Below are 25,640 nucleotides of genomic sequence, written 5' to 3'. Positions count from 1 at the left end.
GCGCGGGGCCGCGCGACCCGCTGCCGGGTCCGCTGCCCCGCGCTCGGAGCCGTTCCGGCCGCTACTTCGCGACGAAGTAGAGGCGCTTGTTGGCGAACTCCCCGATGCCGATCGGCCCCATCTCGCGGCCGAAGCCCGAACGCTTCACACCGCCGAAGGGGATCTCGGCCGCCTCCGCCGCGATGATGTTGACGTGCGCCATGCCGACCTCGAGGCGCGAGGCGACGCGGGCCGCGCGGGCCTCATCTGCGGAGAACACGGAGCCGCCGAGCCCGAGGGAGCAGTCGTTCGCGAGCTCCAGCGCCTCCTCATCGCTGTGCACCTTGTACACGGTGGCGACGGGCCCGAAGATCTCCTCGCGATACGACTCGGAGTCGCGGGGCACGTCGACCAGCACCGCCGGCGAGTAGTGGGCGCCCGGCCCCTCGGACAGTACGCCGCCCGCGAGCAGGCGGGCGCCCTCGGAGACGGCCTTCTGCACCTGGGCGTTCACGGTCTCGGCCGCAGCGCGGGTCGAGAGCGGTACGAACTCGCCCTCGCCCAGGCCCAGCTGGTCGCCCGGCCGCAGCCCGTCGGCGAGGCGCACCAGCTCGGCCACGAACTCGTCGTAGATGTCGGCCATCACGATGAGGCGCTTGTTCGAGTTGCACACCTGCCCGCCGTTGTAGGTGCGGAACTCCCACGCCGTGCGGGCGACCTCGGCCGGATCGTCGGCGTCGAGCACCACCATGGGGTCGATGCCGCCGAGCTCGAGTACGCACTTCTTGAGATGCTGCCCCGCCTGCGCGCCGATGATCGCGCCCGCCCGCTCGGAACCGGTCAGCGAGACACCCTGCACGCGGGGGTCGGCGATGATGGTCGCGATCTGCTCGTGCGACGTGAACACGGCCTGGTAGCCGCCGACCGGCACGCCCGCCTGCTCGAAGATCTCCTGGATCACGAGGTTCGAGCGCGCGCAGATGTCGGCGTGCTTGAGCAGGATCGTGTTGCCGAGGACGAGGTTCGGCGCGGCGAAGCGCGCCACCTGGTAGTAGGGGAAGTTCCAGGGCATCACGCCGAGCAGCGCGCCGATCGGCAGGTGCTCGACGATCGCCTTGCCCGGGATCGTGCTCGGGATCTCGTAGTCGGTGATGAGCGCGGGGCCGTGCACCGCGTAGTACTCGATGATGTCCGTCGCGAAATCGACCTCGTCGAGGCTCTCCGCGATCGACTTGCCCATCTCGAGCGCGATGATCCGCGCGAGCTCGTCGCGGCGCTCCGCGAAGATCTCGGCGACGCGCTTCACGACCGCCGCGCGATCCTGCACGCTCCGCTCGCGCCACTCGCGATAGGCGGCATCGGCCGCCGCGAGATGCTGCTCGACGCGCGCGTCGCTCGCTGATTCGAAGGTCTCGACAATCTCACCCGTCGCGGGGTTCTGAACTCGATACTTCGCCATGGTTTATCTGTTCCTGTTCTGTACCGGCGTACGTAACTCAGCGCACGTAGTCGGCGCCGGTGACATCAATGGTGGCACCTGTGGCGTGTCTCGCGCGACCGGTTGCGAGAAACGCGATGACTTCCGCCACGTCAGCCGCGGGCGTGACCTCCCCGAGCGGGAGGCCGTCGAGCACCGCGGGCTCGACGGCGCCCGCGGCGAGATCCGTGGCCACCCAGCCCGGCGCGACCGCGTAGGCGAGCACGCCGTCGCGTCCGTAGCCCCGGGCGATGCCCTTCGTGAGGGCGAGCAGCCCTCCCTTGGCTGCGCCGTAGGCGAGGTGCCCGGCGTCGTCGCCGCGGTGCGCGGAGCGGCTCGCGAGGTTGACGATGATGCCGCCGCCCTGCTCCCGATAGTCGAGGATCGCGCGCCGGCAGAGCTCCGCCGGCGCCGTCAGATTGAGCCCGAGGTTGGCCTCCCAGCCGGCCTGCCAGGCCTCCTCCCGATCGACCTCCGAGGGGATCCAGGCGCCCGCGTTGTTGACGAGCACCTCGATGCCGCCGAAAGCCGCGACGGCCCCGTCCCATACCGCCGCCGCGCCGGCGATCCCGTCGAGCTCCCCGGTCACGAGCGCTCCCCGGTCGCCGAATTCCGCGAGCAGGCTGTCGGTGTGCGGGGAGGCCGCGCGGGCATGGACCACCACGCGCGCGCCACGGGCGTGCACGAGCGCCGCGGTCGCGCGCCCGATGCCCCGCGAGCTGCCGGTGACGAGGATTCGCCTCCCCGCGAGATCGTCCATCACGCCACCGCCTGCGCGCCGGTGATCTCGACGCAGGATCCGCAGACGAACGCCGCCTCGTCGGAGGCGAGGAAGGCGATCAGCGCGGCCACCTCGTCGGGGCGGCCGATGCGGCCGAAGGGCACGAGCGCGTCGAGGTCGGCGATCGTCCGCCCCTTCTCGGCGACGCCCTTCTCGAGCATCGGGGTGTGGATCTCCCCCGGGCAGACGGCGTTCACGCGCACCTTCGCTGGCGCGTAGTCCCGCGCGAGGCTCTTGGTGAACGACACCACGGCGGCCTTCGTCACGTTGTAGGCGAGATGCCCCGGCGCGGGGGTGAGGCCCCACTGCGAGGCGGTGTTCACGACGGCGCCGCCGCCCGCAGCGATCATGGCTGGGAGGACGGCGCGGCACATGTGGAAGAGCGCGTCGACGTTCACCGCGAAGCTCGTCTCCCAGTCGGCCTCGCTCGTGTCGAGCAGTGCGCCGCGGCGCATTGCCCCGGCGTTGTTGACCAGCACGTCGACGGCGCCGCGCGGCGTTCGCGCCTCGACGGAGGCGACCGCCTCGCGGCACGCCCGGGCCGAGGTCAGGTCGAAGACGAGCTCCTCCGCCAGCCCGCCCGCGTCTCGGATCTCGGCGGCGACCCTGGCGGCGTGCTCCCCGACCGCATCCGCGACGAAGACGTGCGCGCCCTCGGTCGCGAGCCGGCGGCTCGTCGCCGAGCCGATCCCGCCTCCTCCGCCGGTGACCAGGGCGGTCCTGCCTGCGAATCTGCTCATCTGCGCTCCGTCCTGGTTGGTGGTGATCTCCATGGGCGGCTCACGCGGCCCAGATGTCGCCGAGCGTGTAGCCCTCGCGGTACGGGTCGCTCGGATCGAGCCGCCACGTCGCGCGGCCGGAGATCCAGCCGCGGCCGGTGATCGTCGGCAGCACGGCTCGGTGCTCGCCGACCTCGGTCTCCCCGACGAGCCGTCCCACGAACTCGCTGTCGATGATGCTGCGGTGCGAGAAGTCCTCGCCGACGGCGAGCTGCCCGCGCGCGTGCAGGGCGGCCATGCGTGCGCTGGTGCCCGTGCCGCACGGCGAACGGTCGAGCACACCCGTCCAGCTCTCCTCGCGGTCGGGCAGGATCGGAGCGCTGGTGAGGACGTTCGCGTTCCTCGCCTGCTTGCCGGGCGAGCGGTCGCCGTTGTGCAGCATCACCATCGCGATCCGGTCGATCGCGGGGTTCACCGGGTGCCGCACCGGGACCTGCTCGAGCGCCGCGAGCTTCACGAGCGCTGCGGCGCGCGTGATGCGCCTCGCCTGCTCCGGCCCGAGCTCGATGCCGAGCTGAGCGATGTCCAGCTGCACGAAGAACTGCCCGCCGAAGGCGACGTCGACGAGGATCTCGCCGAACTCCCGCACCTCCAACGGGAGGTCGATGGCGACCGCGTAGGAGGGGACGTTGGCGACCGTCACCGCTCGCACGGCGACCCGTCCGGCCGTCTCCTCGACCCGGGCCGTCGCACGGACGGTGCCGACGGCGGTGTCGATCACGACCTCGGTGTCGGGGCCGCGCACCGGCACGATGCCGGTCTCGACTGCCGCGGTGACCGCGCAGATCGTGTTGCTGCCGGACATCGGCGTGAACCCGCCCTGCTCCAGCACGATGATCCCGAAGTCCGCGTCCGCGCTCACGGGCGGCAGCAGGAACACGCCGCAGCTCGCCGGGTACCCCCGGGGCTCCCGCAGCAGCAGGCGGCGCAGGCCGTTCAGCTCCCGCGTGCAGTGGTCGAAGCGCTCGGCCATGGTCGCACCGCGCACGAAGCGCTCGGCGTTCGGGATCACGCGCCCCGGCTCGCCCTCCGCGTGCGTCTCGATGGTCTCGACGACGAACGGGGCGGCCCGGTCCCCGGAAGTGAGAGCGATCATGCCGACACCGTACCGCGGCTCACGCTGCGAGCACGCCGAGGCGCTGCAGCGCCTCGGCGATCCGCGCCCGGTCGTGCTCGGCGAGCGGCAGGATCGGCGCGCGCACCGGCCCCACGGGGGTGCCCAGCAGTTCGAGCGCCGTCTTGAGCCCCGCGGGATAGTTGACCGATTCGAGCACGTCGCTGAGGTTCCAGAGCGGCCCCCACAGCTCGCGCCCGCGCTCCAGGTCCTTCTCGACGGTGAGCACGCGGAACAGCTCGGCGGCCTGCGCCGGGACGACGGAGGCGACGCCCCAGACCGATCCCCTCGCCCCGAGCGCGATGCCCAGGAAGGTGAGCGTGTCCCAGCCGTTGAACGCGGTGATGCGCTCGGTCCGGTTGGTGAGCACATCGGTGAGCGAGACCGCGTCGCCGGAGGTGTCCTTGAAGTAGTCGACGCCGTCGATGTCGCCCAGCTCGGCGAGCTGTTCCGCGTCGAGCGCGATGCCGGTCGCCCCCGGTACGTTGTAGTACATGATCTGGAGCCCGATGGCCCCGGCGACGGTCGTCAGGAACGCCTTGAGCGCTTCGAAGGAGAGCGGATCGTAGAACGGCGGCACGACCATCACCGCGTCGGCGCCGACCTCCTCGGCGTAGCGGGCCAGCTCGACCGCGCCCGCCGTCGAGGTGTGCCCGATCCCGGCGACCACGCTGATGCGGCCCGCCGCGGCCTCGACGTTGAGCCGAATCACCTCGCGATACTCCTCCGGGGTGAGGCTGGTGAACTCCCCCGAGGTGCCCGTCGGCACCACGCCCTGCACGCCGCCGGCGACCAGGCGTTCGATCTGCGCGGCGATCCCCGCGGGGTCGATGGAGGCTCCGTCCTCGGTGAAGGGCGTGGGGATCGCGGCGAGCACGCCGGTGAGGTTCGCGTTCTTGCGGGTCATGATGGTCTGTTCCTTCTCGATGGGGTATTGATCGTCGTCGTCTCGTCTGCGTCGTCCCGTCAGCGGCCGCCGCGGAAGCGGGCGGGCGAGAACGGCGCGAGGAGCGGGGAGTCCCGCCCGGTTCGGATGAGCTCGGTGAGCACGCGGGCCGTGGCGGGTGCGAGGGTGACGCCGAGCATGCCGTGCCCGGTCGACACGAAGCCGTTGGCGAGCCGCGGAAGCCTGCCGATCACGGCCAGGCCGTCGGGCGACATGGGGCGCATGCCGGCGCGCGGCCGGATCTCGCTCGCGGCGGGCGGTTCCCAGTCGCGGAAGTAGGCGCCCGGAGCGCGCAGGATCGCGTCGACGCGCACCTGGTTGACCTTCTCGTCGAGACCCCCGAACTCCATCGTGCCGGCGAGGCGGAAGCGGTCGGAGAACGGCGTGGTCGCGACCTTCGCGTCGTGCAGATTGGTCGCCCCTCTGAGGCCGAAGGGGGCTACCTCGACGCAGTAGCCCTTGCCCGGGCGGATGGGGATCCTGGCGCCGAAGAGTTTCGACAGCGGGCCGGTCCAGGCGCCGGCGGAGAGCAGGAAGCGATCGCCGGCGAAGCTCCGGCCGCGCGAGCCGACGCGCAGGATCCGACCGTCCGAGATCCGGACCTCGTCGATCGGCGCGTGCTCGACGATCTCCACGCCCATCTCGATGAGTCTCGCGTGCAGGGCAGCGGCGAAGCCCCCGGGATCGAGGTGCAGCTCCTTCGGGAAGAACAGACCGCCCTGCACGCTGTCGTTCAGTTTGGGCTCGTGCACGCGCACGTCGTCGCCGATGAGCTTCTCCGGTGCGAGCCCGTAGCGCTCGGTCAGGTCGACGTAGCCCAGGTGATGGTGCATCAACTCCCGGTCCTTGAAGGCCATGAGCAGTCCGCGGTGGTGCAGCTCGTAGTCGATGCCGTCGGCCCGGTACTCGTCGAAGAGGTGCACCGAGTCCTCGGCGAGCGCGAGGTGGGCGGCGAACCCGGCCCGCTGCGCCTTCGCGTTCGAGGCTCGGAACATGCCGAGCATGAACGAGACGAAGTCGGGTCGCAACGAGGGCTTGATGTAGAGCGGACTGTCGGGCCGCGTCATCCACTTCAGTGCGGACAGCACGACGCCCGGCCCCGGAACCGGGGCGGACTCGGCCGGCACCACCCAGCCGGCGTTGACGTCGCTCGCCCCCAGACCGGTCTTCCGCTGGTCGACGACGACGACCTCCTCGCCCTCTCGGGCGAGATGGTAGGCGGCGGTGAGTCCGATCACTCCACCGCCGATCACGACAGTGCGCAACTGAGTTCCTTTCGAGGAGGGGCCGGTGGCGGCGGGGTGGGCGAGCCCGCCGCCACCGGGGCGTTCAGCGCCTGACGGCGTCTTAGAATCTGACAGCATCCACGAACTTCTTCAGCTCGGCGTTGTCGCTGCGGTTGAACGCCTCGTCCGGGGTGGCGTTGACCGCGATCTCGCCCTCGTGGAAGAAGACGACCCGGTCGGCCGCTTTGGAGGCGAAGGCCATGTCGTGGGTCACCAGCGCGACGGCGATCCCCTCCTCCTCCTTGAGGCGGCGCAGCACCCCGAGCACCTCCGCCGCGACGGGCGGATCGAGCGCCGAGGTGATCTCGTCGCACAGCAGCAGCTTCGGCTCCATCATCAGTGCGCGAGCGATCGCGGCGCGCTGCCGTTCGCCGCCCGAGAGTTGCGCCGGGCGCGAATGGAGATGCTCCGACATGCCGACCTCCGCGAGCGACCGCTTCGCCCGCTCCATCGCCTCGGCCTCGCTCATGCCGAGCTTCTTGCGCGGGGCCAGGGTGAGGTTCTTCGCGACGTCCATGTGCGGCCACAGCGTGTACGACTGGAAGATCATGCCGATGTAGGAGTCGACCTCCTTCCACACCGGCGTCCGCTGCCGGTCCTCGAACACGACCTCGCCGTCGAACATGATCCGGCCGTCGTCGGGCTCGGTGAGCCCGGCGAGCGCTCGCAGCAGCGTGCTCTTGCCCGACCCGGACTTCCCGATGATCACCGTGATGTCGCCGACGAGCATGTCGAAGTCGACGTTCCGCATCACCCGCCGGTCGCCGAAGCTCTTCTGCAGGCCGCGGGCCGAGACGAGCGCCTCGCCGATGGCCGCGGTGATCGTGCGCTGGGCGCCCGTCGCGGTCGCTACGGGTCCGGTGCGCGCGTGCGACCCTCCCTCCGGAGCGTTCTCGGTCATCATGCCACCTGCACTTTCGTTCCGGGAACCATCTGGGCCGCCACCGATCTGCGCTTCCTCCCGCCCCGGCTATCGCCGGACATCATGTTCCGCTCGATCTTCGAAAGGATCAGCGATACCGGGAACGCGATCAGGAAGTACATGAGCGCGGCGGTCGACAGGATCTCGAGCGCCCGATAGGACTCGGAGGCGATCTTGTTCGCCGTGAACATCAGGTCGGCGACGGCGATGGTCGAGACGAGCGCCGTGTCCTTGAAGAGGGAGATGTTGAGCGACAGGATCACCGGCAGCTGCTGCCGCAGCGCCTGGGGGATGACGATGAAGCGGGTCCTCTGCCAGCTCGTGAGGCGCAGCATCTTCCCCGCCTCGATCTGCTCCACCGGCACCGCCTGGAAGCCGGAGCGGTAGGCCTCGGCCATGAACGCCGTGAGGTTCAGCGTGAGCGCGATGACCGCGGAGACGAGGCCGGGGATCGTGATCCCGGTCAGCGTCGGCATCGCGTAGTAGACCCAGAACAGCTGCACCAGCAACGGCGTGCAGCGGAACAGCTCGATGTATCCCTGTGCCAGCCAGCGGACCACCTCGATCTGCGACATCCGCAGCAGCGCGACGGGCACCGCGAGGAGCATGCTGAGCACGATCACGATCACGGCGATCTGCAGCGTGGTCCCCAGCCCCTCGAGGAGCCTGGGGAAGTTGCTCGTTACGACGTTCCAGTCGAAGTCGTAGGCTCGAATATTCATCGGGTATCAGAGGGTCGGCGCGTCACTCGGCACGCAGATCGCCGAGCGTCTCGACCTCGACGATGCCTGCGTCCGCGAAGGCTCGCGAGAGCGATCCGTCGTTCTGAGCGCTGCGGATGGCGATGTTGAGGATCTGCAGCGAGCGGGCGTCGATGTCCGCGCTCACGCCGTAGTTCGAATCCTGGACGAAGATGGCCGGATCCGGAACCACGATCTTCAGCGACGAGTCCTTCTGCGCGGCGTCCGCGAGCGTCGGGAGATCGGCGAAGGCGGCGACCGCCCGATCCGACTTCACCGAGGTGACGGCGTTGGGGATGCTCTCGGTGGTCAGCAGCTCCGAACCGAGCGCTTCGACGGCGGGCTCGTAGGAGGTACCGCTGGCGAGTGCGATCGGATCGCCCGTCGCCACGATGTCGTCCGCGCTCGTCAGCCCCGAGTCCTCGCGGACGAGGAAGACGCCCTGATAGGTGTAGACCGCGTCGGTGAACTGGATGGCGAGCGATCGCTCCGAGGTGGAGTCGAGGTAGGCGGCCACGTCGAAACGGTCCGCCTGCAGGCCGGAGACCATCTTGCTCCACTCGGCCGCGACCGGCGTGAACTTCACGCCGAGCTGGTCGGCGAGCGTCTGCAGCGGCAGCACGTTCGGGCCGCCCATCGTTCCGTCCGGCTGCTCGGCGGTCATCGGCGGAGCCGAGGCGATGCCCACGCGCAGTTCGCCCTGGCTCTTTATCTTGTCGATCCACGCGCCGTTGGCCGAGGCCTCTCCGCCGCCTCCGCTGCCATCGCCCCGCAGGCCGGAGCCGAAGAAGCCGGCCGCGACCGCGAGCACGATCACGCCGAGCACGGCGAGGATGATTTTGCTTGTTCTGGACATCGTCGTCCCTTCCAGGGAGTGGGTGTGGAACTGGGCGGGGGCCCGTGCGCTGCGGGTGCAGCCCCGCTCCGCGAGGAACGGGTGAAGACCGTTCAGATCAGTTGCCTGAGTGTCTTACAATCTGACGTTAATACGACATTGCGCACATTGCAAGGCCTCAGATAACAAAATCATCACGGTTGCACCCGGACCGCCCGGCGCGAGACGCGAAAGCGCCCCGGACGGACGAGCACGTCCGGGGCGCTTTCGCAGGATCCGCCGTCTGATCGGGGCCGATCATCGGCCGCGATCCTCCTCCTCCCGCATCATCCGCACGATCTCGTCGGCGCTCTCCAGCGTGTGCGCCGAGATCGCCGTGCGGATCACCGCCCGATCCCGGGTGCGCAGCGCTTCCATGAGCGTCAGGTGCACGCGGTGCTCGCGCTCCGGATCGGCGCGGCGCCGCTGATCCTCGGCCAGCGCTATCGTGAGCTGGGCGGCGGTCACGGGCCAGAGCTTCTCGAGGAGGTAGTTCCCGGACGCGTCCCAGAGGCAGCGGTGGAATTCGAGGTGGGCATCGTGCTGCACCACCGGATCCGGGTGGAACACGGCGTTCTCGTAGCGCATCCAGCCGCGCTCGATCACCGCGAACTTCTCACCCGTCTCATCGGCGAGCACGTCGTCGACGGCCAGCATGTCGAGCGCGATCCTGCCGAGCGCGATGTCGTGGAAGGCGTCGGGGGCCAGTTTCGCGACGCGCAGACCCCGATAGGACTCCTTGACGATCAGGCCCTCCTCCGCGAGGGCGTTCAGCGCCTCTCTGACCGTCGGGCGGCTGACGCCGAGCTGCTCGGACAACTGGGCCTCGGTCACTCGATCCCCCGGCGTGAGTGCGCCGAGGATGATGGCACGCCTGATTTCGATCCGCACGGCCTCGCGCCGGGAGACGGCGACGACGCGCGCCGGTCCCCGCTCGATGACGGCGACGGGCTCCGCCGCATCCTCACGCTGAGATCCCGGCATCCTCGACTCCCCTTCTCCGCGCCGCCGCCCCGGCGAGGCCCGCTGGAGCCGCATTGCGCAGATGTCGCCGGCGCTCGGCTCCGACTCCTCATCAAATCATACAATCTGACAATCATGGTGCTGACTGCGACGCCCGAGCCCCGTCGTGTGCACCGGTGGGCGGGTCGGGTTCGGGGACGAGTGATCCGCTGCGTTATCTTACAATCAGACGATTTTCCGATGCCACCGTCCGAGGAGAGCGCACATGTCCGAGAACGAGCCGCAAAGCGCAGGGCACGACGCCCGCGACGACGCCGGGCGGATCTCCTTCGACGCCCTGGTGGAGGCGATCGGGTCGACCCTCATCGCCGCGGGTGCGAGCCCGCCCGTCGCCGCGATCCTCGCCCGCAACTGCGCCTCCTGCGAGCGCGACGGCGCGCTGAGCCACGGCGTGTTCCGGGTGCCGGGATATGTGCGGTCCCTCAGCAGCGGATGGGCGAACGGCGCCGCAGAGCCGGTCGTGCAGCGCGCGGGTGCCTCATTCATCCGGGTGGACGCCGCCGACGGCTTCTCGCAGCCCGCCCTCATCGCCGCGGAGCAGGAGATCGCGGAAGCCATCGGCGAGACCGGCGTCGCAGTCGTGGCGATCCGAGACTCCCACCACTTCAGCGCGCTCTGGCCCGACCTCGAGCCGTTCGCGGCCGACGGTCTGCTCGGCCTCACGATGGTGACCGGCGGCGCCTCGGTGATCCCTCGCGGGGCGCGCCGAGAGGTGCTCGGCACCAACCCCTTCGCCTTCGCCTCACCGGTGGCCGGTGGCCGCCCCCTCGTCATGGACTTCGCCACCTCCACCATGTCGCACGGCGACCTGCAGCTGACCGCCGAGGCCGGTCGCAAGGTGCACCTCGGCACGGGCACCGGGCGCGGCGGGCGCGACACCGACGACCCGCGGGAGATCCTCGACGAGGGCGGCCTGCTCCCCTTCGGGGGACACAAGGGCCTGGCGCTGTCGCTCATGGTCGAGATCCTCGCCTCCGGACTCACCGGCAGCGCGTTCTCCTATCAGGACGATCTGGTGTTCGCCGAGTCCCCGGAGGACGGCGGCACGGCGCGCACCGGTCAGCTCCTCATCCTCATCGACCCGGATCGCGGCGCAGGCGGTTTCGCCGGTCGGGTAGCCGAGTTCATCGCCGCCCTGCGCGAGGCGGGCCTGGAGCGCCTGCCCGCGGATCACCGCTACCGGGCGCGCGCCGAGGCCGGTCGAACGGGGATCCCGGTCACTCCGGCGATCCGGGAGCTTCTCGCCGCGGCGGTCAGCCCTCGCGGCTGATCCGGGTCATCTCGTCGCGAGGGACCACCTTGACGCGCGTCCGACCCGCGGCCTCGCCGAGGGAGAGTTCGTGCTCGTCGAGCCGATGCCAGCCCTCCACGGTCGTGTAGGGCACCCGGCGCTCCTCGAGCAGTTCGGGGATCCGCGACGCCTCCGGCTCGATCGGCCGCCACCAGGTCTCGCGATCCTCCAGCAGGCACTCCAGCGTCTCCATCGCGTCGCTCTTGGTGTGCCCGATGAGCCCCACCGGGCCGCGCTTGATCCATCCGGTGGCGTACACCCCGGGCAGGCGGCTGCCCGAGGCGTCGGTCACCCGGCCCTGCTCGTTCGGGATCACGCCGCGCGCGTCGTCGAAGGGGATCTCGTCCAGCGGCGAGCCGTAATAGCCCACCGCACGGTAGAGGGACTGCAGCGGGATCACCTCGAACTCGCCGGTGTCGATCACGCCGCCCGCTCCGTCGGGTGCGGTGCGCTCGATCTTCAACCCGGCGACCCGGCCGTCCTCCGTCACGACCTCGACCGGCTTCGACCAGAAGTGCAGGTGCAGGCGACGCGACGCGGGCGCGACCTCGCCGGCCTCCCTGGCCCGCTGCTCCTCCAGCCACTTGTTCATCACGCGCTGGATCACGACGACCTGCTTGTTCTTCAGCAGGGTCTCCTCGACGTAGGGGTCCTCGAAGGAGAAATCGCGCCCGTCGAGCACCATGTCGACGTCGCGCACCTCGCCGAGCTCGCGCAGCTCGAGCGGCGTGAACTTCACGTAGGCCGGCCCGCGACGCCCGAAGAGGTGCAGATCCTGAATCGGGTTCGCCTTCAGCCCCGCGTAGACGTTGTCGGCGATCTCCGTGGGCAGGAGGTCGTCGGCGTGCTTGATCAGCATGCGCGAGATGTCGAGGGCGACGTTGCCGTTGCCGACGACGCCGACCTGCTCGGCCTCGAGCGGCCAGGTGCGCGGCACGTCGGGGTGCCCGTCGAACCAGCTCACGAAATCGGCGGCGCCGTAGGAGCCCTCGGCGTCGATGCCCGGGATCCCGAGGCTCGCATCGCGGATCGCGCCCGTGGCGAAGATCACCGCGTGATAATGCCGTTTCAGGTCGTCCAGCGTGAGATCCTGACCGTAGCGCACGTTCCCGAAGTAGCGCACGGTGCCGCTGTCGAGCACCTCGCGCAGCGCGGTGATGATGCCCTTGATGCGGGGGTGGTCGGGAGAGACCCCGTACCGCACGAGCCCGTAGGGGGCGGGCAGTTGCTCGAACAGATCGATCTCCACGTCGAAATCGCGTTCCGCCTTGTTCAGCAGGTCCGCCGCGTAGATTCCCGCGGGGCCGGCGCCGACGATCGCCAGTCGCAACTCGGTCATACCCTACCCTTCTCGATTCACTATGGACTCCGCCATGAGCTCGAGTCCGCGCTTCACCGTGGACTTCGGCAGCGGATCGAGCGCCGCCACCGCGTCCCGCGCCCAGTCGCGCGCCGCGAGCTCGGTCTGCGCCGTCACCGGATGGGCGCGCAGCGCCTCCACCTCGGGATCCAGCAGCGCGGGATCCTCGCCCGCCGCGATGCGCGCGACGCCGGCGCCGATGCGCTCGCTCAGCTCGGCGGCCTCCGCGTCGCCGCCTGCCGCCAGCTCGCGCAGCCGCAGCAGCGGCATGGTGATCACGCCGGCCCGGAGATCCGTGCCGGCCCGCTTTCCGGTCCGCTCGGCCTTCGGCGAGAGGTCGATCACATCGTCGACCAGTTGGAAGGCCACGCCGATGCGCTCGCCGTACTCCGTCACCGGATCCGCGAACGCTCCCGGGGCGCCGGAGAACATGACGCCCATGCGCGCCGCGGTCGCGATGAGCGCCCCGGTCTTGTCGGCGAGCACCTGCAGGTAGTGCTCCATCGGATCGTCGCCGTCCTGCGGACCGATCGTCTCGTGCAGCTGACCGAGGCACAGCCGCTCGAAGGTGCGGGCCTGGAGCAGGATCGCCTCCTCCCCCATGCCGGAGACGAGCGTCGAGGCCCGGGCGAACAGCAGATCGCCGGCGAGGATCGCGACCGAGTTGGACCAGACCATCTGCGCGGCGGGCACCCCGCGGCGCAGCTTCGCGTCGTCCATCACGTCGTCGTGGTAGAGCGAGGCGAGATGGGTCAGCTCGACGGCCTGCGCGGCGCGGCGCACCAGCTCGCCCGGCCCGTCCCCCAGCTCGCTGGTGAGCAGGGTCAGCATGGGCCGGATGCGCTTGCCGCCCGCCTCGGCCAGATAGCGCGCCGGCGCGTCCGCCACGGACGAGGCGAAGCGCAGATGATCCAGCAGACCGGCCTCCACGAGGCCGAGCTGCTCCCGCATCCGCCGCACGTGGCGCCGCTCGCCCGCGCCGCGGAACAGGCGCATGGGCAGCGCCTGTGTCGCGGTGTCCTCGGCGATGGGAAGGTTCATGCCGCATCCGCCTCCGCGGTCGGCAGCTCGCCCCGGGTCGGCGGCCGGCGGTCCCCGATCGCGTCGACCGGCACGAAGCCGCGGTGCAGGGCGACGATCCCGAAGCTGAGATTCCGGTAGGCGACGCGCTCGAAGCCCGCCTCCCGCACCCACCGCACCAGCTCGCGCTGCGCGGGCCACTGCTCGATCGACTCGTTCAGATAGCGGTACGCCTCCGCCGCGTCGCGATTGATGAGCCCCGCGATCATCGGCAGCACGTGGCGGCCGTAGGCGCTGTAGGGCACCCGCACCAGCGGCGAGGGGGGCGTGGAGAACTCGGCGATCACGATCCGCCCGCCCGGACGCACGACGCGGCGCATCTCCGCGAGCGCGCGCCGCGGCTCGCTCACATTGCGCAGGCCGTAGGAGATCGTGGCCGCGTCGAAGCCGCCGTCCGGGAAGGGCAGCTCGGTCGCGTCGCCGTGCACGAACTCGATCCGGGGGTCCCCGGCGTGCCGCCGCCGGCCCTCCTCCAGCATCCCCTCGGAGAAGTCGACCGCGGTGACGTGCGCGCCGCGCCGCGCGATGCTCGCACTGGAGGTCCCGGTGCCGGCCGCGAGATCGAGCACGCGCATCCCCGCGGTCGCGCCGAGCGCCTCGGTCGTCGCCCGCCGCCACAGACGGTCGAAGCCGAGGGTCAGGACGTCGTTGATGAGGTCGTAGCGGGGGGACACCTCATCGAACATCGTCGAGACATCGGTCGCCTGCTTGGTGGCGGTGTCGGGGCGGGTCACCCGATCCATGCTACTAGGGCCAGCCGGAAGCCGTCGCCGTGAGCGCGAATACGCCGAGAATCGTCGCCGGTGGCTCGCGTGCGCTCACGGCGCATGACCCGCCGGGTGCGGGGCAGGCGGTAGGGTTGAGAGGATGACCAGCGGATCGGCGGCCCCCGAGCACACCGCGCTGCGCGCCGTCACCAGGCCGCTCGACGCCCCCCTCGGGATGCCGGAGCTGCTGGCGCGGGCGGATCCGACGGATCCGCTGGTGTGGATCCGCGGCGACCGGGGCGCCGTCGGCGTCGGCGAGACGCTCCGCCTCCGCTTCTCGGGTCCGGGGCGCTTCTCGCGGGCGGCGCAGGCGTGGCGCGAGCTGTCCTCCGCCGCCGAGATCGACGACCCCGTGCGCCTGCCGGGCTCCGGACTCGTCGCCTTCGGAGCGTTCGCCTTCGACGACGAGAGCGAGGCGGCGAGCGTGCTCGTGGTGCCCCGCCTGCTCATCGCGCGGCACCGGGGCACGGCGTGGATCACGGAGATCTCACGGGACGGCAATCCGGTTCCGCCGTCGACGGCGCCGTCGGCGCGGCGCGCGGGCGCGGCTCCCGCGGCGCGGCTGCCGGTGGCGGCCCCCGACGAGGCCTACCTCGCAAGCGTCGGGAAGGCCCGAGGGCGCATCGAGCTCGGCGAGGCCGAGAAGATCGTCGTGGCGCGCCGGGTCGCCGGCACGGTCGCGGCCGACGGGGATCTGCGCGTCCCGCTCGGCCGGCTCGCGGAACGGTACGACGGCTGCTGGACGTATGCGGTAGATGGAATACTGGGGGCGAGCCCCGAAACCCTGGTGCGGCGGGCCGACGGGGCGATCTCGGCTCGTGTGCTCGCGGGAACCCGCGCGCGCAGGCTGGACGATCCTGCCGCCGACGCGCGCGTGCGGGATGAGCTGCTGACGAGTTCGAAGGAGCAGCACGAGCACGCCTTCGCGGTGCAGAGCGTCGTGACCGCGCTCTCGCCCCATGTCGACGGGCTGCGCACGAGCGAGGAGCCCTTCGCGCTCGGCCTCCCGAACGTCTGGCATCTCGCGACCGATCTGGGCGCGCTGCCCGGCCGGGAGTCCTCCCTCGAACTCGCGGCGGCGCTCCACCCGACGGCCGCCGTCGCCGGCACCCCGACCTCCGTCGCGGTCTCCGCGATCGCGGAGCTGGAATCGTTCGACCGCGGCAGATACGCGGGCCCCGTGGGCTGGATCGATGCGGACGGGGACGGGGAGTGGGTCATCGCGCTGCGCTGCGCCGAACTCGGACCGCCGGCGGGCGGGATCCGCACCATCACCGCATATGCCGGAGGCGGCATAGTCGAGGGGAGCGACCCGGCGCGGGAGTTCGCGGAGACGGTGTCGAAGTTCGCCCCCATCGTCGAGGCCTTCGCCGCGGCGGACTGAGCCGCGTTCAGCGCGCGAGCGGAATCTCGACGAGCATCGGACCGGTCACCGGCGCGGTCAGCAGCCGGTCGAGCCGGCCGCGATTCTCGACGCGCTCGTAGGCCCACCCGTAGGCCTCCGCGAGCGCGTGCAGCTCGACGTTCTGCGGCGTGTACATCACGCGATCGAAATCGTCGTCCCGCGCGGTCTCCGCGGCCTCGAGGGTGTCGAAGATCGTGCCGCCGCCGTCATTGCCCACGAAGAGCTGGATGCGCGGACGGGGCGCGGAACCGGCGTCCGGCCCGGACGCCGGCAGCAGCAGCGAGCCCGCGTCGTGCAGCAGCGCCAGGTCGCCGATCAGCACCCGGGTCGTGCCGGCCGCCTGGGCCGGGCTCTCATGCGCCTGGCTGGCGACCGCGATGCCGAGCGCCGTGGCCACGGTGCCGTCGATGCCCGAGAGCCCGCGATTCGCATGCACCCTGATGTTCCTCGGAGCCGCCGTGCGATTGAGCACCCGGATGAGCCGCGACGCCGCGACCACCAGCCGGTCGTGCGGCCAGGTGGCCAGCCACACCGCCTCGGTGAGATGCTCCCGCGTGACGGCCTCCCGGAGCGCCGCGACCTCGGCCCTGGCGTAGGCGTTGCGCTCGCGGTAGCCTGCGGCGCGGGCCGCGCCCAGATCCGGGGCGTGCATCGTCGTCGTCTCCTCGCGCAGCGCGCGGTCGCGCACGACCCACTCCCCGAGCCACGGCTTCATCGCTCCCGCGTCGTGGCCGGCCGCCACCTCCGCGCGGAGCGCGAAGGCCCCGACGCGCAGCCCGGGGTTGAAGCGCTCGATCCCCCGCGGCGGCCCGTCCGGGCCCGCCGGATCGACGACCACGGTCTCCACGCCGGCCCGCTGCACCAGCGCGGGGACGGCGCGGGTGAGGGTCGGATTGCCGAAGACGATCACCCGCTCGATCGCGTCCCCGGTCTCCGGCACGGCCAGCAGCTGCTCCCAGTGCTGGATCGCCTCCCGACCGTACCGCGCCCCGCTCGACGGCTCGGCGAGCAGCGGCAGCCCGGCGGCGTGCGCGAACTCCGCGGCCGCGGGACCCGCATCCGCTCCGGCGATCACCACAGCCCGCGGGCCGGCGCCGTCGTCGCCGTGCACGTAGACGTCGAGTTCCTCGCATCGCCGGTGGCGGCACTCCCCCGACCGCACGAATCCCGGCCCGCACCGCGCGCAGCTCACGTAGTCCCGACGGTCCCGGAGCGGCGGCGCGGGCGACGGCGGAACGGCGACGGGCGAGCCCGCCAGCGTCCTCACGAGCCCCCCGTCGCCGCCCGAGAGCGGATCCCGGAACCCGATGTTCAGATGCGCCGGGCCGGGACCGTTCAGATGCTCGGTGGCGCCCAGGTACGCCTCGGCGGCGATCTCCCGGACCGTCTGCAGATAGGCCTCGGCCGGCTCTCCCTCCTCGACGGCCGGAACGTCGACCATGTACCGGCTGAACTCGGCGAGGAAGAAGCTGTTCCACAGCGTCTGGTTGGCGCGCACGCCGTGCAGTTCCGGCGGCCGATCGGCGGATAGCAGGATCACCGGGACCCGCGCGTGCGACGCCTCGAGCACCGCCGGCATGAGATTGCCGACCGCCGTGCCGCTGGTCACCACGACGACGGCCGGAACACCGGTCTCGCGCCCGATGCCGAGCGCGAAGTACGCCGCCGACCGCTCGTCGACGCACACGTGCAGGCGGACGGCGCCCCGCCGCTCCGCCTCGGCCGCGGCGAGCGCGAGCGCCTGGGAGCGCGACCCGGGGCACACCACGACATCGCGCACGCCGCGGAGGACGAGTTCCCCGATCGCCCCCGCCGCGACCCGTGAGGAGAGCGCCGCCGCTCCGCCACCGGCGCTCGACGCCGGCGATGCAGCTCCGCCGGTCATTTCCGCGCGGTCATTTCGCCGCGCTCACTTCGGTTCCGGCCGCTGATCGTCGGCCTCGGTGCCGTTGTCGATGCCGCTCTCCGCCGCGTCGGCATCCGGTTCGTCGCCCGAACCCCTCGCGGGTCGCTCAGCCCCCTTCGGCCGGTCCTCTCCGGGAAACGTCTCGGAGTCGAGTTCGCGCAGGCGATCCTCGAGCTCGCGCACGTGCTCGTCGAGCTCGGCGTCGGACATGCGGGTCCCGCTGAACCCGGGATCGTCGTCCGGGGCGCTCCGCGGCGTCGGCAGCGGGCCGCGCCCCTTGCCGATGGCGAGCCACAGGATGCCCCCGATCACGGGCAGCAGCACCACGATCACGACCCACACGGGCTTCGGCACCCCGCGCGCCCGGTTGGCATCGGTCATGGCCGCATCGACGAGCGCATACAGCGTGAAGGCCACCGCGATGACCGCGCCGATGATCACGAACCGAACCATCCCCCCATGGTACCGGGGCGCTCTGACAGTCTCCTCCGCGCGGCGCCGCGCCCTCCTCGGGGCCACGTGGAGCCGATGCACAAGCGTCCCTGGGTAGACTCCCAGCGTGAACACCCGAAAGGCCTGGATCCTCTACGCCGTGCTGCGGCTCGCCTTCTTCGCGGTGCCGTTCGCGCTGCTCATGCTCCTCGGCTGGTACTGGTGGGCGGCGGCGCTCGTCGCGACGCTGGTCGCCGCCTCGCTCTCGGTGATCCTCCTCTCGCGACTGCGCGAGACCGCGGCGAAGGGCGTCTACGACTGGCGGCATCAGGATCGCACGGCCGACGACATCGTCGAGGACGAGGCGATCGAGACCGCGGAGTCCCTCGACCCCCTCACCGGCACCGACGACGGTTCCGTCTCGGGCACCGACACCGGCTCTGACACCGGCGCCGAGCGGGGCTGAGGCCGCCCTCGCCCCTTCGCCCCGTCGGACCCGAGGCGCCTCTCTCGGCCCGCACAGGGCGTTCCGCGCCCACCCGCAGCGGGTGCGGAGCAGGGAGGCGGCGGGCGGGACCGGGACGCGGAACAGCGCACGGGACGGCGGGGTGTCGAGCGCACGTTCGTGTTACGGGCGGATTGCGGGCTGCGAACGGCGTTTCCCCCGCGGGACGAGCTGGGGTACGCTGAGCGTCAATCCGCGGCGGCGAGGGCGCCGTCGCGAGCGCGAATCCGAACATCTCTGTCCAATGGGGGAACATGATGCCACGCACACTCGACACTCCGGGTCTCCGGCGCAGGGCCGCCGCTCTCGTCATCGGCGCCGCCCTGGCGCTCTCGGGAGCGGGGCTGGCCGCACCCGCGGTCGCCGCAGAGCCGGAGCACGGCGCGCTCACGGCGGGCGACACCGTCTATCCGAACGTCGGCAACGGAGGCTACGACGCGCTCCACTACGACGTCTCCATCACCTACGACCCCGCGACGAACCGCATGGACTCGCAGACGACGCTGCGCGCACGCACGGAGCGCACGCTCGCGTCCTTCGCGCTCGACCTCAAGGATCTGACGGTCGACGCGGTCACCGTCGACGGGGAGCCCGCCGCGTTCACCCGCATCCACGACGACCAGGCGATCTCCTACAAACTGGTGATCACGCCGGCGGAGCCGGTGACCGGCGAGTTCGAGGCGGTGATCGACTACTCCGGCGAGCCCAACCACTTCGTCGATCCCGACGGCTCCTGGGAGGGCTGGGTCCGCACCGACGACGGCGCCACGGCCGTCAACGAGCCCGTCGGCGCGATGACCTGGTACCCGAACAACAACACGCCCACGGACAAGGCCACCCACCGCTTCACGATCGACATCCCCAGCCAGAACCAGGCCGGGAAGGCGCTGGCCGCCGCCAGCAACGGCGTGCTCACCTCGAAGGCGAGCTACAGCTCCGGCGGCGTCGAGCGCACCAGATGGGTGTGGAACCAGCCGGTGCAGCAGGCGACCTATCTCTCCCTCGTGTCGATCGGCTCCTACCGCGTCTACGAGAACGACATCGAACTGCTGAACGGACGCACCGTCCGGGAGTGGTCCTTCATCGACACCGAGATCACCGGCACCCAGCTGACGACCACGCTGAACAACCGGGCGCGCATGCAGGAGATCATGCAGTGGATGGAGAGCCGCTACGGCCCCTACCCCGGCGTGAGCGCCGGCATCGTGGTCGACCGCACCAGCCTCGGCTATGCGCTCGAGACGCAGGACCGCTCCTACTTCGAACGGAGCGTGAGCTTCAACACCCTGGTCCACGAGATCGGGCACCAGTGGTTCGGCAACTCGGTGTCCCCCGGCGACTGGAGCGACATCTGGCTGAACGAGGGTCCCGCGACCTACCTGCCGATGGCCTTCGCCTACGACAAGGGCGAGAACGCGAGTCCACCGGTCGCCCGATTGCGCTCGAGCTGGAACAGCCGCGCCGCGAACCACGCCTCGTGGGCCATCCCGCCCAAGATCTCCGACCCGGCCCAACTGTTCAACAACTGGTCGGTCTATCAGCGCCCCGGCCAGATGCTCGGGGCGATGGAGGACATCCTCGGCACGGCGCGCTTCGACGCCTTCATGGTCGAATGGCACGCCAGGTTCGCGGGCTCCCACGCCTCGCAGGAGGACTTCTTCGCCCTCGCGACCGAGTTGAGCGGGCTGGACTTCGCCCCGTTCGGGCAGGCCTGGGTGAACGCACCGGCGAAGCCCGACTGGCCCGCGGCCCCCGATCGGCACGTCCTGCGACCCGTCTCCGAGCCGACGCTCGGCATCTCGGGTCCGGGCCGGGTCGGCGGCACCCTCACCGCCTCCTTGACGGGATGGCCGAGCGCGCTCGACGACGTGACGATCGCCTGGTACGTGGACGGCGAGGAGGTGCCGGGGGCGGACGGCGAGACCTTCGACCTGACCGTCGACCACCTCGACAAGGTGATCGGCGTGAGCGCGTCCGCCGAGAATCCCCGCGTCGCGCCGCTGACCGAGTTCACGCAGCGCCGCGCCCCGGTGACCGAGGGCTCGCTCTCGAAGCCCGCCCGACCGAGGATCTCGGGCACCCCGGTCGTCGGCGGCGCCCTCGAAGCCGTCCTGAGCGACTGGGATTCCGCGAACACCGCCTCGTACCAGTGGCTGCGGAACGGCGATGCGATCCCGGGTGCGGTCTCGCGGAGCTATCGGCCGGTCTCGGCCGACGCGGGCAGGCGCCTCTCGCTGCGGGTGACCGCGAGCCGGGACGGCTACCATCCGGCGAGCTCCACCAGCGACCCCACCGTCCGGGTCGCGCTTCGGAAGCTGCAGCGGACCCCCGCCCCGGTGATCCGGGGCAAGGCCGCGCCGGGGCGTACCCTCTCCGTGAAGACGGGCCGCTGGGACTCGGGCGTCAAGCTCGGTTACCGCTGGCAGGTGAACGGCAGGTATGTCGGTACGAAGTCCACCTACAAGGTCAAGAAGTCCGACGCGGGCAAACGGGTGCGCGTCACCGTCACCGGGACCAAGAAGGACTTCGCCTCCGTCTCGAAGCAGAGCACGCGCGTTCGGATCGCGAAGCGGTGAGCCGGGAACCCGCGCCGCGCGGCTGAGTGCTGCCGGGGGTGCCGGCAGCGCTCAGAAGGCGAAGGCCACTCCGAGCAGCACGCCGTACGCGAGCGCCGCCAGACTCGTCACGGCCAGCACCACGACGAGTTCCCGCGCGCTCCTGGCCAGCAGCGCGATGATGCACGCCGGGATCACCGCGAGGAGCACGAGCCAGACGAGAACCATGCCCGGATAGATCACGAGATAGAGGGCGGGCACCGCGAAGGGCAGCAGCACGCAGACGACGTAGAGGATCCTCGACGCGCGATCGCCGATTCTCACCGACAGCGTGCGCTTGCCCGCGATCCGGTCGGTCTCGATATCGCGGGTGTTGTTGACGACGAGCACCGCGACCGCGAAGAAACCGACCCCGGCGCCCGCGATCCACGGCTCCTGCATCTGCAGGTCGGTCTGCAGCCACACGGTGCCGACGGTGGCCACGAGACCGAAGAAGACGAACACCGCGATCTCGCCGAGGCCCGCGTAGCCGTAGGGTCGTCGACCGCCCGTGTAGAACCAGGCCGCCACTATCGCGAGCGCGCCGATGACGAGGAACCACCAGCGGCCGCTGAGGGCGACCGCGACCAGACCGGCGAGCGCCGCGAGGCCGAAGAAGACGAGCGCGACCGCCAGCACCCGTTTCGGCTCGACGAGCCCCGACGCGGTGAGCCGCAGCGGACCCGCCACCGCCCCCGCATCCCCGCCGACGCCGCGGTGGGCGTCCGTGCCGCGGATGCCGTCGCTGTAGTCGTTCGCGTAGTTCACGCCGATCTGCAGGAACACGGCGACGGCGAGCGCGAGCAGCGTGAGCGCCGGCGAGAAGCCCCGCGCCAGATCGGCGAGGCCGGCCCCCGCCGCGACCGGGGCGATCGCGAGCGGGAGTGTGCGCAGCCTCGCTCCCCCGATCCAGTCGCGCCAGGTGATGGCCGCGGGGCCGCCGTCGGCGGAGAGCCGCTCGGCCGCAGCCCGCACCGCGGGATTGCCGGATCTGCGCCGGTCGTGCGCCGCCGCGCTCATGACGGGTCCCCGTCCCTCGCAGCCGCGATCGAGCGCGGATCGGCGGCCGGGTCGCCGCCGGGCGCGGGCCGGTGCTCCGCGCGGAGTCTGCGCAGGTCGGGCTTGCCGCCCGCGAGCCTGGGCATCTCGTCGACCTCGATGACGCGCTCCGGCACGGCCGCGGCGCCGAGCGCGGCGCGCAGCTCGGCGCGGACCTCGTCGAACGACCTGCCGCCCGCGGCGTCGGCGAGCTCGCGCACGAGCACGGGCCGCTCGCCCCACTCGTCGTCCGGGAGTCCGAGCACGACCGCGCCCGTCCAGCCGGGCACCCCCTCGAGGCGCCGTTCGATCTCGTCGAGCGACACGTTCACTCCGCCGGAGACGATCACCCGGTCGAGCCGTCCGGTGACCTCGAGCACGCCCCCCAGGAGGCGCCCGGCATCGCCCGTGCGATACCAGCGCGTTCCGTCCTCCTCGATGAACCGGTCCCCGGTCAGCTCGGGATCGCGGATGTAGCCGAGCGCGAGGCAGGAGCCGGAGACCTGCACCTCGCCGTCGCGGATCCGCACGCGGGTGTCTCCGATCTCGACCCCGTCGTAGACGCAGCCGCCGGCGGTCTCGGTCATGCCGTAGCTGCGACGCAGAGGAACCCCCAGCTCGTGGGCGCGCTGGCGGAGGCCGAGCGGTGTGCTCTGCCCGCCGACCAGCACTCCGGCGAAACCGCGCAGCGTCTCGGCGGCGCCGGCGTCGGCCTCTGCCAGCTCGAGCAGGCGGGAGAGCTGCACGGGCACGAGCGACACGTAGCGCCGCTCGTGCGACATCCGATCGGCGGCGTCGAGCAGTCGCGCGGGATCGAAGGGGCCGTCGACGAACACCGGCTCCTGGCCGAGCACCACGCTGCGGACGAGGATCTGCAGGCCGGAGATGAGGTGCGCGGGCAGGTTCAGCAGCCACTGCCCGTCTCCCCCGAGCGCCTCGTGCGCGGCGCGGGCGCTGACGCGCAGCGCCTCCGCCGAGAGCGCCACGGTCTTGGGCACCCCGCTCGATCCGGAGGTGCGAACCAGGACGGCGGTTCCGTCGGGCAGCGGGCGCTGCTGCAGGTGCTGGACGTAGGAGGGAGCGGTTCCGGAGCCGACGGGCAGGATCGGCGCGCCGCCGTCGAGCGCATCCGCGAGCCCCGCGAGCAGCCAGGCCCGGTCGTCGGTGGGGATGGTGCGTAGGGATGTCGTATTCACATTCCCAGGGTATCCACCACCGCGCAGGACGCGACGCAAGCGCCCCGGCACCGCCATACCCGACGCATGAGCACTAGACTCGAGGCGTGAGCATCAACTCCCGTCTTTCGAAGAAGATCGCAGCGATCGCCGAGTCCGCGACGCTCAAGGTCGACGCCAAGGCGAAGGCCCTGCAGGCCGAGGGGCGACCGGTCATCAGCTATGCCGCCGGCGAGCCCGATTTCCCCACGCCGCCGCACATCGTCGACGCCGCGCGCGCCGCGCTGGACGAGCCGAAGAACTTCCGGTACACGGCCGCGGCCGGCCTGCCGGAGCTGCGCGAGGCGATCGCCGCGAAGACCGCCGGGGATTCCGGGTGGGCGGTGCCCGCCTCGCAGACCATCGTCACCAACGGCGGCAAGCAGGCCGTCTACCAGGCGTTCCAGGTGCTGCTCGACCCGGGCGACGAAGTGCTCGTCCCGGCCCCGTACTGGACCACCTACCCCGAGGCGATCCGCCTGGCCGACGGCGAGCCGGTGACGGTGTTCGCCGGCGCGGATCAGGGCTACCGCGTCACCGTGGAGCAGCTGGAGGCGGCGCGGACGGAGCGCACGAAGGTGCTGCTCTTCGTCTCGCCGTCCAACCCGACGGGCGCCGTGTACTCGCCGGAGGAGACCCGCGCCATCGGTGACTGGGCCGAGAGCCACGGGCTCTGGGTCGTCGCCGACGAGATCTATCAGAACCTGACCTACGACGGCGTCCGCGCCACGTCGATCGTCGAGGCGGCACCCGCCCTCGCGGAACGCACGATCCTCGTCAACGGCGTCGCCAAGAGCTATGCGATGACCGGCTGGCGCCTGGGATGGATGGTCGGCCCGGCGGACATCATCACAGGCGCCTCGAACCTGCAGTCGCACCTCACCTCGAATGTGAACAACATCGCTCAGCGCGCGGCCATCGCCGCCCTGACCGGGCCGCAGGAGCCGATCGAGGAGTTCCGTCTCGCCTTCGACCGTCGCCGCAGGCTGATCGTCGACGAGCTGAACCGCGTGCCGGGCTTCCACGTCCCGAACCCCGAGGGCGCCTTCTACGCCTACGCGGACGTGACCGGCGCCCTCGGTCGGGAGATCCGGGGGACGACCGCGCGCAGCTCTCTCGAGCTCGCCGACCTGATCCTCTCCGAGGCCGAGGTCGCCGCCGTCCCCGGCGAGGCGTTCGGACCGAGCGGCTACCTGCGCTTCAGCTACGCCCTGGGGGACGACGCGCTCCTCGAGGGCGTCCAGCGGCTGCAGCGGCTCTTCGCCTAGGCGGGAGAGGACTACGATGAGCGAGGGCTTCGCGCGGGAGCGGGTCATGCACGAATTGCGCGTGCGACGGCTGCGGGTGCTGCGGAACACGCGGATCGCACCGGGTTTCACGCGGGTGACCCTGGGCGGCGAGGACCTGGAGGACTTCGTCACGCTCGCCCCCGGCGACCACGTCAAGGTGATTTTCCCCGACCCGGTGACGCGGGAGCTCGCCCTGCCCGAGCCGGGTGCGCGCGGGCTGCGCGGCGACGACGCGATCGTGCGGGACTACACCCCCTACTCCTTCCGCCGCGACGCGGCGAGCGGACCTGAGCTCGACATCGACTTCGTGCTGCACGGCAGCGGGTCGTCCGAGGGAGACGGCGGACCGGCGTCGGCGTGGGCCGCTCGGGCGCAGCCCGGCGACGAGGTGGGCATCGGCGGCCCCCGGGGCTCCCTCCTGCCGCCGCGCGATCTCGACTCCGCGGTGATCGTCGCCGACGAGTCGGCCCTGCCCGCGGCCGCCCGCTGGCTGGACGAGCTGAGCGACGTCCCGGTGACCGGCCTCTTCGGCGTCGCCGATCCGGGCACCGCCGACTATCTCGTCGGCCGAGCCGGACCCGAGCACGATCTCCGCTGGTTCTCCGGCGACGATCGCGAGGCGCGAGTCGAGACCGCCCTGCGGGAACTCGACATCGACGAGGGGACCTTCCTGTTCCTGGCGGGCGAGGCGACCGCGCTGATCCCGCTGCGCCGCTACCTGCGCCGCGAGCTGGGGTTGTCCAAGGATCAGGCCCAGGTGGACGGCTACTGGAAGCGGGGGACGGTGGCGCTGGACCACCACGCCCCCCTCGATCCGGCCGATCCGGAGGACTGAGCC

Annotated in this window: 23 protein-coding genes; 6 read left to right on the top strand and 17 right to left on the bottom strand. The window is 71.4% G+C overall.

Annotated elements, in window-relative coordinates:
• Positions 1-61: 61 nt before the first annotated feature.
• From J4H92_RS06455 to J4H92_RS06410, 10 genes are all read right to left on the bottom strand, one after another.
• The gene (locus J4H92_RS06455) at positions 62-1,438 is read right to left on the bottom strand and encodes an NAD-dependent succinate-semialdehyde dehydrogenase (protein WP_208097346.1); all 1,377 of its coding nucleotides are present in this window, start codon (positions 1,436-1,438) and stop codon (positions 62-64) included.
• A 37-nt stretch (positions 1,439-1,475) separates the two neighbouring features.
• On the bottom strand, positions 1,476-2,216 hold the full coding sequence (locus J4H92_RS06450; protein ID WP_208097344.1) for an SDR family NAD(P)-dependent oxidoreductase: 741 nt from the start codon (positions 2,214-2,216) through the stop codon (positions 1,476-1,478).
• Positions 2,216-2,977 carry an SDR family NAD(P)-dependent oxidoreductase gene (locus J4H92_RS06445; protein WP_208097342.1) on the bottom strand — a complete coding sequence of 254 codons (762 nt, stop codon included), beginning with the start codon at positions 2,975-2,977 and terminating at the stop codon, positions 2,216-2,218. The genes J4H92_RS06450 and J4H92_RS06445 overlap by 1 nt, the downstream gene beginning before the upstream one ends.
• Positions 2,978-3,017: 40 nt before the next feature.
• A complete protein-coding gene (locus tag J4H92_RS06440; protein WP_208097340.1) occupies positions 3,018-4,112 on the bottom strand; it encodes a proline racemase family protein in 1,095 nt (364 codons plus the stop codon).
• A 19-nt stretch (positions 4,113-4,131) separates the two neighbouring features.
• A complete protein-coding gene (locus J4H92_RS06435; RefSeq protein WP_208097337.1) occupies positions 4,132-5,037 on the bottom strand; it encodes a dihydrodipicolinate synthase family protein in 906 nt (301 codons plus the stop codon).
• A gap of 59 nt (positions 5,038-5,096) precedes the next feature.
• A complete protein-coding gene (locus J4H92_RS06430) occupies positions 5,097-6,341 on the bottom strand; it encodes an NAD(P)/FAD-dependent oxidoreductase (protein WP_208097335.1) in 1,245 nt (414 codons plus the stop codon).
• An 82-nt stretch (positions 6,342-6,423) separates the two neighbouring features.
• Positions 6,424-7,263 (bottom strand): amino acid ABC transporter ATP-binding protein, encoded by an 840-nt coding sequence (locus tag J4H92_RS06425; RefSeq protein WP_208097333.1) that lies wholly within the window; start codon positions 7,261-7,263, stop codon positions 6,424-6,426.
• Positions 7,263-8,006, bottom strand: coding sequence for an amino acid ABC transporter permease (locus J4H92_RS06420; protein WP_208097331.1), 744 nt, complete (start codon positions 8,004-8,006; stop codon positions 7,263-7,265). The genes J4H92_RS06425 and J4H92_RS06420 overlap by 1 nt, the downstream gene beginning before the upstream one ends.
• A gap of 22 nt (positions 8,007-8,028) precedes the next feature.
• Positions 8,029-8,880 carry a substrate-binding periplasmic protein gene (locus J4H92_RS06415; RefSeq protein ID WP_208097329.1) on the bottom strand — a complete coding sequence of 284 codons (852 nt, stop codon included), beginning with the start codon at positions 8,878-8,880 and terminating at the stop codon, positions 8,029-8,031.
• Positions 8,881-9,156: 276 nt separating this feature from the next.
• Positions 9,157-9,882, bottom strand: coding sequence for a GntR family transcriptional regulator (locus J4H92_RS06410; protein WP_208097327.1), 726 nt, complete (start codon positions 9,880-9,882; stop codon positions 9,157-9,159).
• A gap of 244 nt (positions 9,883-10,126) precedes the next feature.
• Here J4H92_RS06410 and J4H92_RS06405 point away from each other — a divergent pair, with 244 nt between their 5' ends.
• A complete protein-coding gene (locus J4H92_RS06405) occupies positions 10,127-11,191 on the top strand; it encodes an Ldh family oxidoreductase (protein ID WP_208097325.1) in 1,065 nt (354 codons plus the stop codon).
• Here J4H92_RS06405 and J4H92_RS06400 read toward each other — a convergent pair.
• Genes J4H92_RS06400 through ubiE form a run of 3 tightly spaced genes read right to left on the bottom strand, consistent with a single transcriptional unit; the run spans position 11,175 to position 14,386 of the window.
• Positions 11,175-12,551: an FAD-dependent oxidoreductase gene (locus J4H92_RS06400; RefSeq protein ID WP_208097323.1), complete on the bottom strand. Its 1,377-nt coding sequence runs from the start codon at positions 12,549-12,551 to the stop codon at positions 11,175-11,177. The two genes, J4H92_RS06405 and J4H92_RS06400, sit on opposite strands and share 17 nt — an antisense overlap.
• A gap of 3 nt (positions 12,552-12,554) precedes the next feature.
• Complete coding sequence (locus J4H92_RS06395; protein WP_208097321.1) at positions 12,555-13,613, bottom strand: polyprenyl synthetase family protein; 1,059 nt, start codon at positions 13,611-13,613, stop codon at positions 12,555-12,557.
• On the bottom strand, positions 13,610-14,386 hold the full coding sequence (gene ubiE, locus J4H92_RS06390) for a bifunctional demethylmenaquinone methyltransferase/2-methoxy-6-polyprenyl-1,4-benzoquinol methylase UbiE (protein WP_341783020.1): 777 nt from the start codon (positions 14,384-14,386) through the stop codon (positions 13,610-13,612). The genes J4H92_RS06395 and ubiE overlap by 4 nt, the downstream gene beginning before the upstream one ends.
• Before the next feature lie 133 nt (positions 14,387-14,519).
• On the opposite strand from ubiE, the gene J4H92_RS06385 reads away from it, so the two are divergent.
• Positions 14,520-15,803 carry an isochorismate synthase gene (locus J4H92_RS06385; protein ID WP_208097317.1) on the top strand — a complete coding sequence of 428 codons (1,284 nt, stop codon included), beginning with the start codon at positions 14,520-14,522 and terminating at the stop codon, positions 15,801-15,803.
• A gap of 7 nt (positions 15,804-15,810) precedes the next feature.
• On the opposite strand, the gene menD is transcribed toward J4H92_RS06385, so the two are convergent.
• Together menD and J4H92_RS06375 are read right to left on the bottom strand one after the other, a co-directional pair.
• Positions 15,811-17,709, bottom strand: a complete 1,899-nt coding sequence (gene menD, locus J4H92_RS06380; protein ID WP_208097315.1) for a 2-succinyl-5-enolpyruvyl-6-hydroxy-3-cyclohexene-1-carboxylic-acid synthase — start codon at positions 17,707-17,709, stop codon at positions 15,811-15,813.
• Between the two features lie 24 nt (positions 17,710-17,733).
• Entirely contained in the window at positions 17,734-18,183 is a 450-nt protein-coding gene (locus J4H92_RS06375; RefSeq protein ID WP_208097313.1) for a PLDc N-terminal domain-containing protein, read from the bottom strand.
• Positions 18,184-18,289: 106 nt separating this feature from the next.
• Between J4H92_RS06375 and J4H92_RS06370 the strand changes: the two genes are divergently transcribed.
• On the top strand, positions 18,290-18,628 hold the full coding sequence (locus tag J4H92_RS06370) for a DUF4229 domain-containing protein (protein ID WP_208097311.1): 339 nt from the start codon (positions 18,290-18,292) through the stop codon (positions 18,626-18,628).
• 293 nt (positions 18,629-18,921) lie between these two features.
• Complete coding sequence (locus tag J4H92_RS06365; RefSeq protein WP_208097309.1) at positions 18,922-21,243, top strand: M1 family metallopeptidase; 2,322 nt, start codon at positions 18,922-18,924, stop codon at positions 21,241-21,243.
• Between the two features lie 51 nt (positions 21,244-21,294).
• Here J4H92_RS06365 and J4H92_RS06360 read toward each other — a convergent pair whose 3' ends face one another.
• Both J4H92_RS06360 and J4H92_RS06355 read right to left on the bottom strand, forming a co-directional pair.
• Positions 21,295-22,281, bottom strand: a complete 987-nt coding sequence (locus J4H92_RS06360; protein ID WP_208097306.1) for a 1,4-dihydroxy-2-naphthoate polyprenyltransferase — start codon at positions 22,279-22,281, stop codon at positions 21,295-21,297.
• On the bottom strand, positions 22,278-23,495 hold the full coding sequence (locus J4H92_RS06355) for an AMP-binding protein (RefSeq protein ID WP_341783019.1): 1,218 nt from the start codon (positions 23,493-23,495) through the stop codon (positions 22,278-22,280). Before J4H92_RS06355 ends, J4H92_RS06360 begins: the two co-directional genes overlap by 4 nt.
• Before the next feature lie 86 nt (positions 23,496-23,581).
• On the opposite strand from J4H92_RS06355, the gene J4H92_RS06350 reads away from it, so the two are divergent.
• On the top strand, positions 23,582-24,781 hold the full coding sequence (locus J4H92_RS06350; RefSeq protein WP_208097302.1) for an aminotransferase class I/II-fold pyridoxal phosphate-dependent enzyme: 1,200 nt from the start codon (positions 23,582-23,584) through the stop codon (positions 24,779-24,781).
• Positions 24,782-24,797: 16 nt separating this feature from the next.
• Positions 24,798-25,637 (top strand): siderophore-interacting protein, encoded by an 840-nt coding sequence (locus J4H92_RS06345; protein ID WP_208097300.1) that lies wholly within the window; start codon positions 24,798-24,800, stop codon positions 25,635-25,637.
• Positions 25,638-25,640: the final 3 nt, after the last annotated feature.

It is taken from the genome of Leucobacter weissii (assembly GCF_017565745.1).
Lineage (GTDB): Bacteria > Actinomycetota > Actinomycetes > Actinomycetales > Microbacteriaceae > Leucobacter > Leucobacter weissii.
The sequence above is the reverse complement of the archived record's forward strand: the minus strand, read 5'-3'. Positions and strand labels throughout refer to the sequence as shown.

What these genes read in the sequence shown, in the direction of transcription:
- J4H92_RS06385 (WP_208097317.1), top strand. Translation starts at nt 14,520, where the DNA reads ATGACCAGCGGATCGGCGGCCCCCGAGCACACCGCGCTGCGCGCCGTC.
- J4H92_RS06440 (WP_208097340.1), bottom strand. Translation starts at nt 4,112, where the DNA reads ATGATCGCTCTCACTTCCGGGGACCGGGCCGCCCCGTTCGTCGTCGAG.
- J4H92_RS06395 (WP_208097321.1), bottom strand. Translation starts at nt 13,613, where the DNA reads ATGAACCTTCCCATCGCCGAGGACACCGCGACACAGGCGCTGCCCATG.
- J4H92_RS06425 (WP_208097333.1), bottom strand. Translation starts at nt 7,263, where the DNA reads ATGACCGAGAACGCTCCGGAGGGAGGGTCGCACGCGCGCACCGGACCC.
- J4H92_RS06410 (WP_208097327.1), bottom strand. Translation starts at nt 9,882, where the DNA reads ATGCCGGGATCTCAGCGTGAGGATGCGGCGGAGCCCGTCGCCGTCATC.
- J4H92_RS06405 (WP_208097325.1), top strand. Translation starts at nt 10,127, where the DNA reads ATGTCCGAGAACGAGCCGCAAAGCGCAGGGCACGACGCCCGCGACGAC.
- J4H92_RS06375 (WP_208097313.1), bottom strand. Translation starts at nt 18,183, where the DNA reads ATGGTTCGGTTCGTGATCATCGGCGCGGTCATCGCGGTGGCCTTCACG.
- J4H92_RS06365 (WP_208097309.1), top strand. Translation starts at nt 18,922, where the DNA reads ATGATGCCACGCACACTCGACACTCCGGGTCTCCGGCGCAGGGCCGCC.
- J4H92_RS06445 (WP_208097342.1), bottom strand. Translation starts at nt 2,977, where the DNA reads ATGAGCAGATTCGCAGGCAGGACCGCCCTGGTCACCGGCGGAGGAGGC.
- J4H92_RS06420 (WP_208097331.1), bottom strand. Translation starts at nt 8,006, where the DNA reads ATGAATATTCGAGCCTACGACTTCGACTGGAACGTCGTAACGAGCAAC.
- J4H92_RS06415 (WP_208097329.1), bottom strand. Translation starts at nt 8,880, where the DNA reads ATGTCCAGAACAAGCAAAATCATCCTCGCCGTGCTCGGCGTGATCGTG.
- J4H92_RS06345 (WP_208097300.1), top strand. Translation starts at nt 24,798, where the DNA reads ATGAGCGAGGGCTTCGCGCGGGAGCGGGTCATGCACGAATTGCGCGTG.
- J4H92_RS06360 (WP_208097306.1), bottom strand. Translation starts at nt 22,281, where the DNA reads ATGAGCGCGGCGGCGCACGACCGGCGCAGATCCGGCAATCCCGCGGTG.
- J4H92_RS06450 (WP_208097344.1), bottom strand. Translation starts at nt 2,216, where the DNA reads ATGGACGATCTCGCGGGGAGGCGAATCCTCGTCACCGGCAGCTCGCGG.
- menD (WP_208097315.1), bottom strand. Translation starts at nt 17,709, where the DNA reads ATGACCGGCGGAGCTGCATCGCCGGCGTCGAGCGCCGGTGGCGGAGCG.
- J4H92_RS06455 (WP_208097346.1), bottom strand. Translation starts at nt 1,438, where the DNA reads ATGGCGAAGTATCGAGTTCAGAACCCCGCGACGGGTGAGATTGTCGAG.
- J4H92_RS06435 (WP_208097337.1), bottom strand. Translation starts at nt 5,037, where the DNA reads ATGACCCGCAAGAACGCGAACCTCACCGGCGTGCTCGCCGCGATCCCC.
- J4H92_RS06400 (WP_208097323.1), bottom strand. Translation starts at nt 12,551, where the DNA reads ATGACCGAGTTGCGACTGGCGATCGTCGGCGCCGGCCCCGCGGGAATC.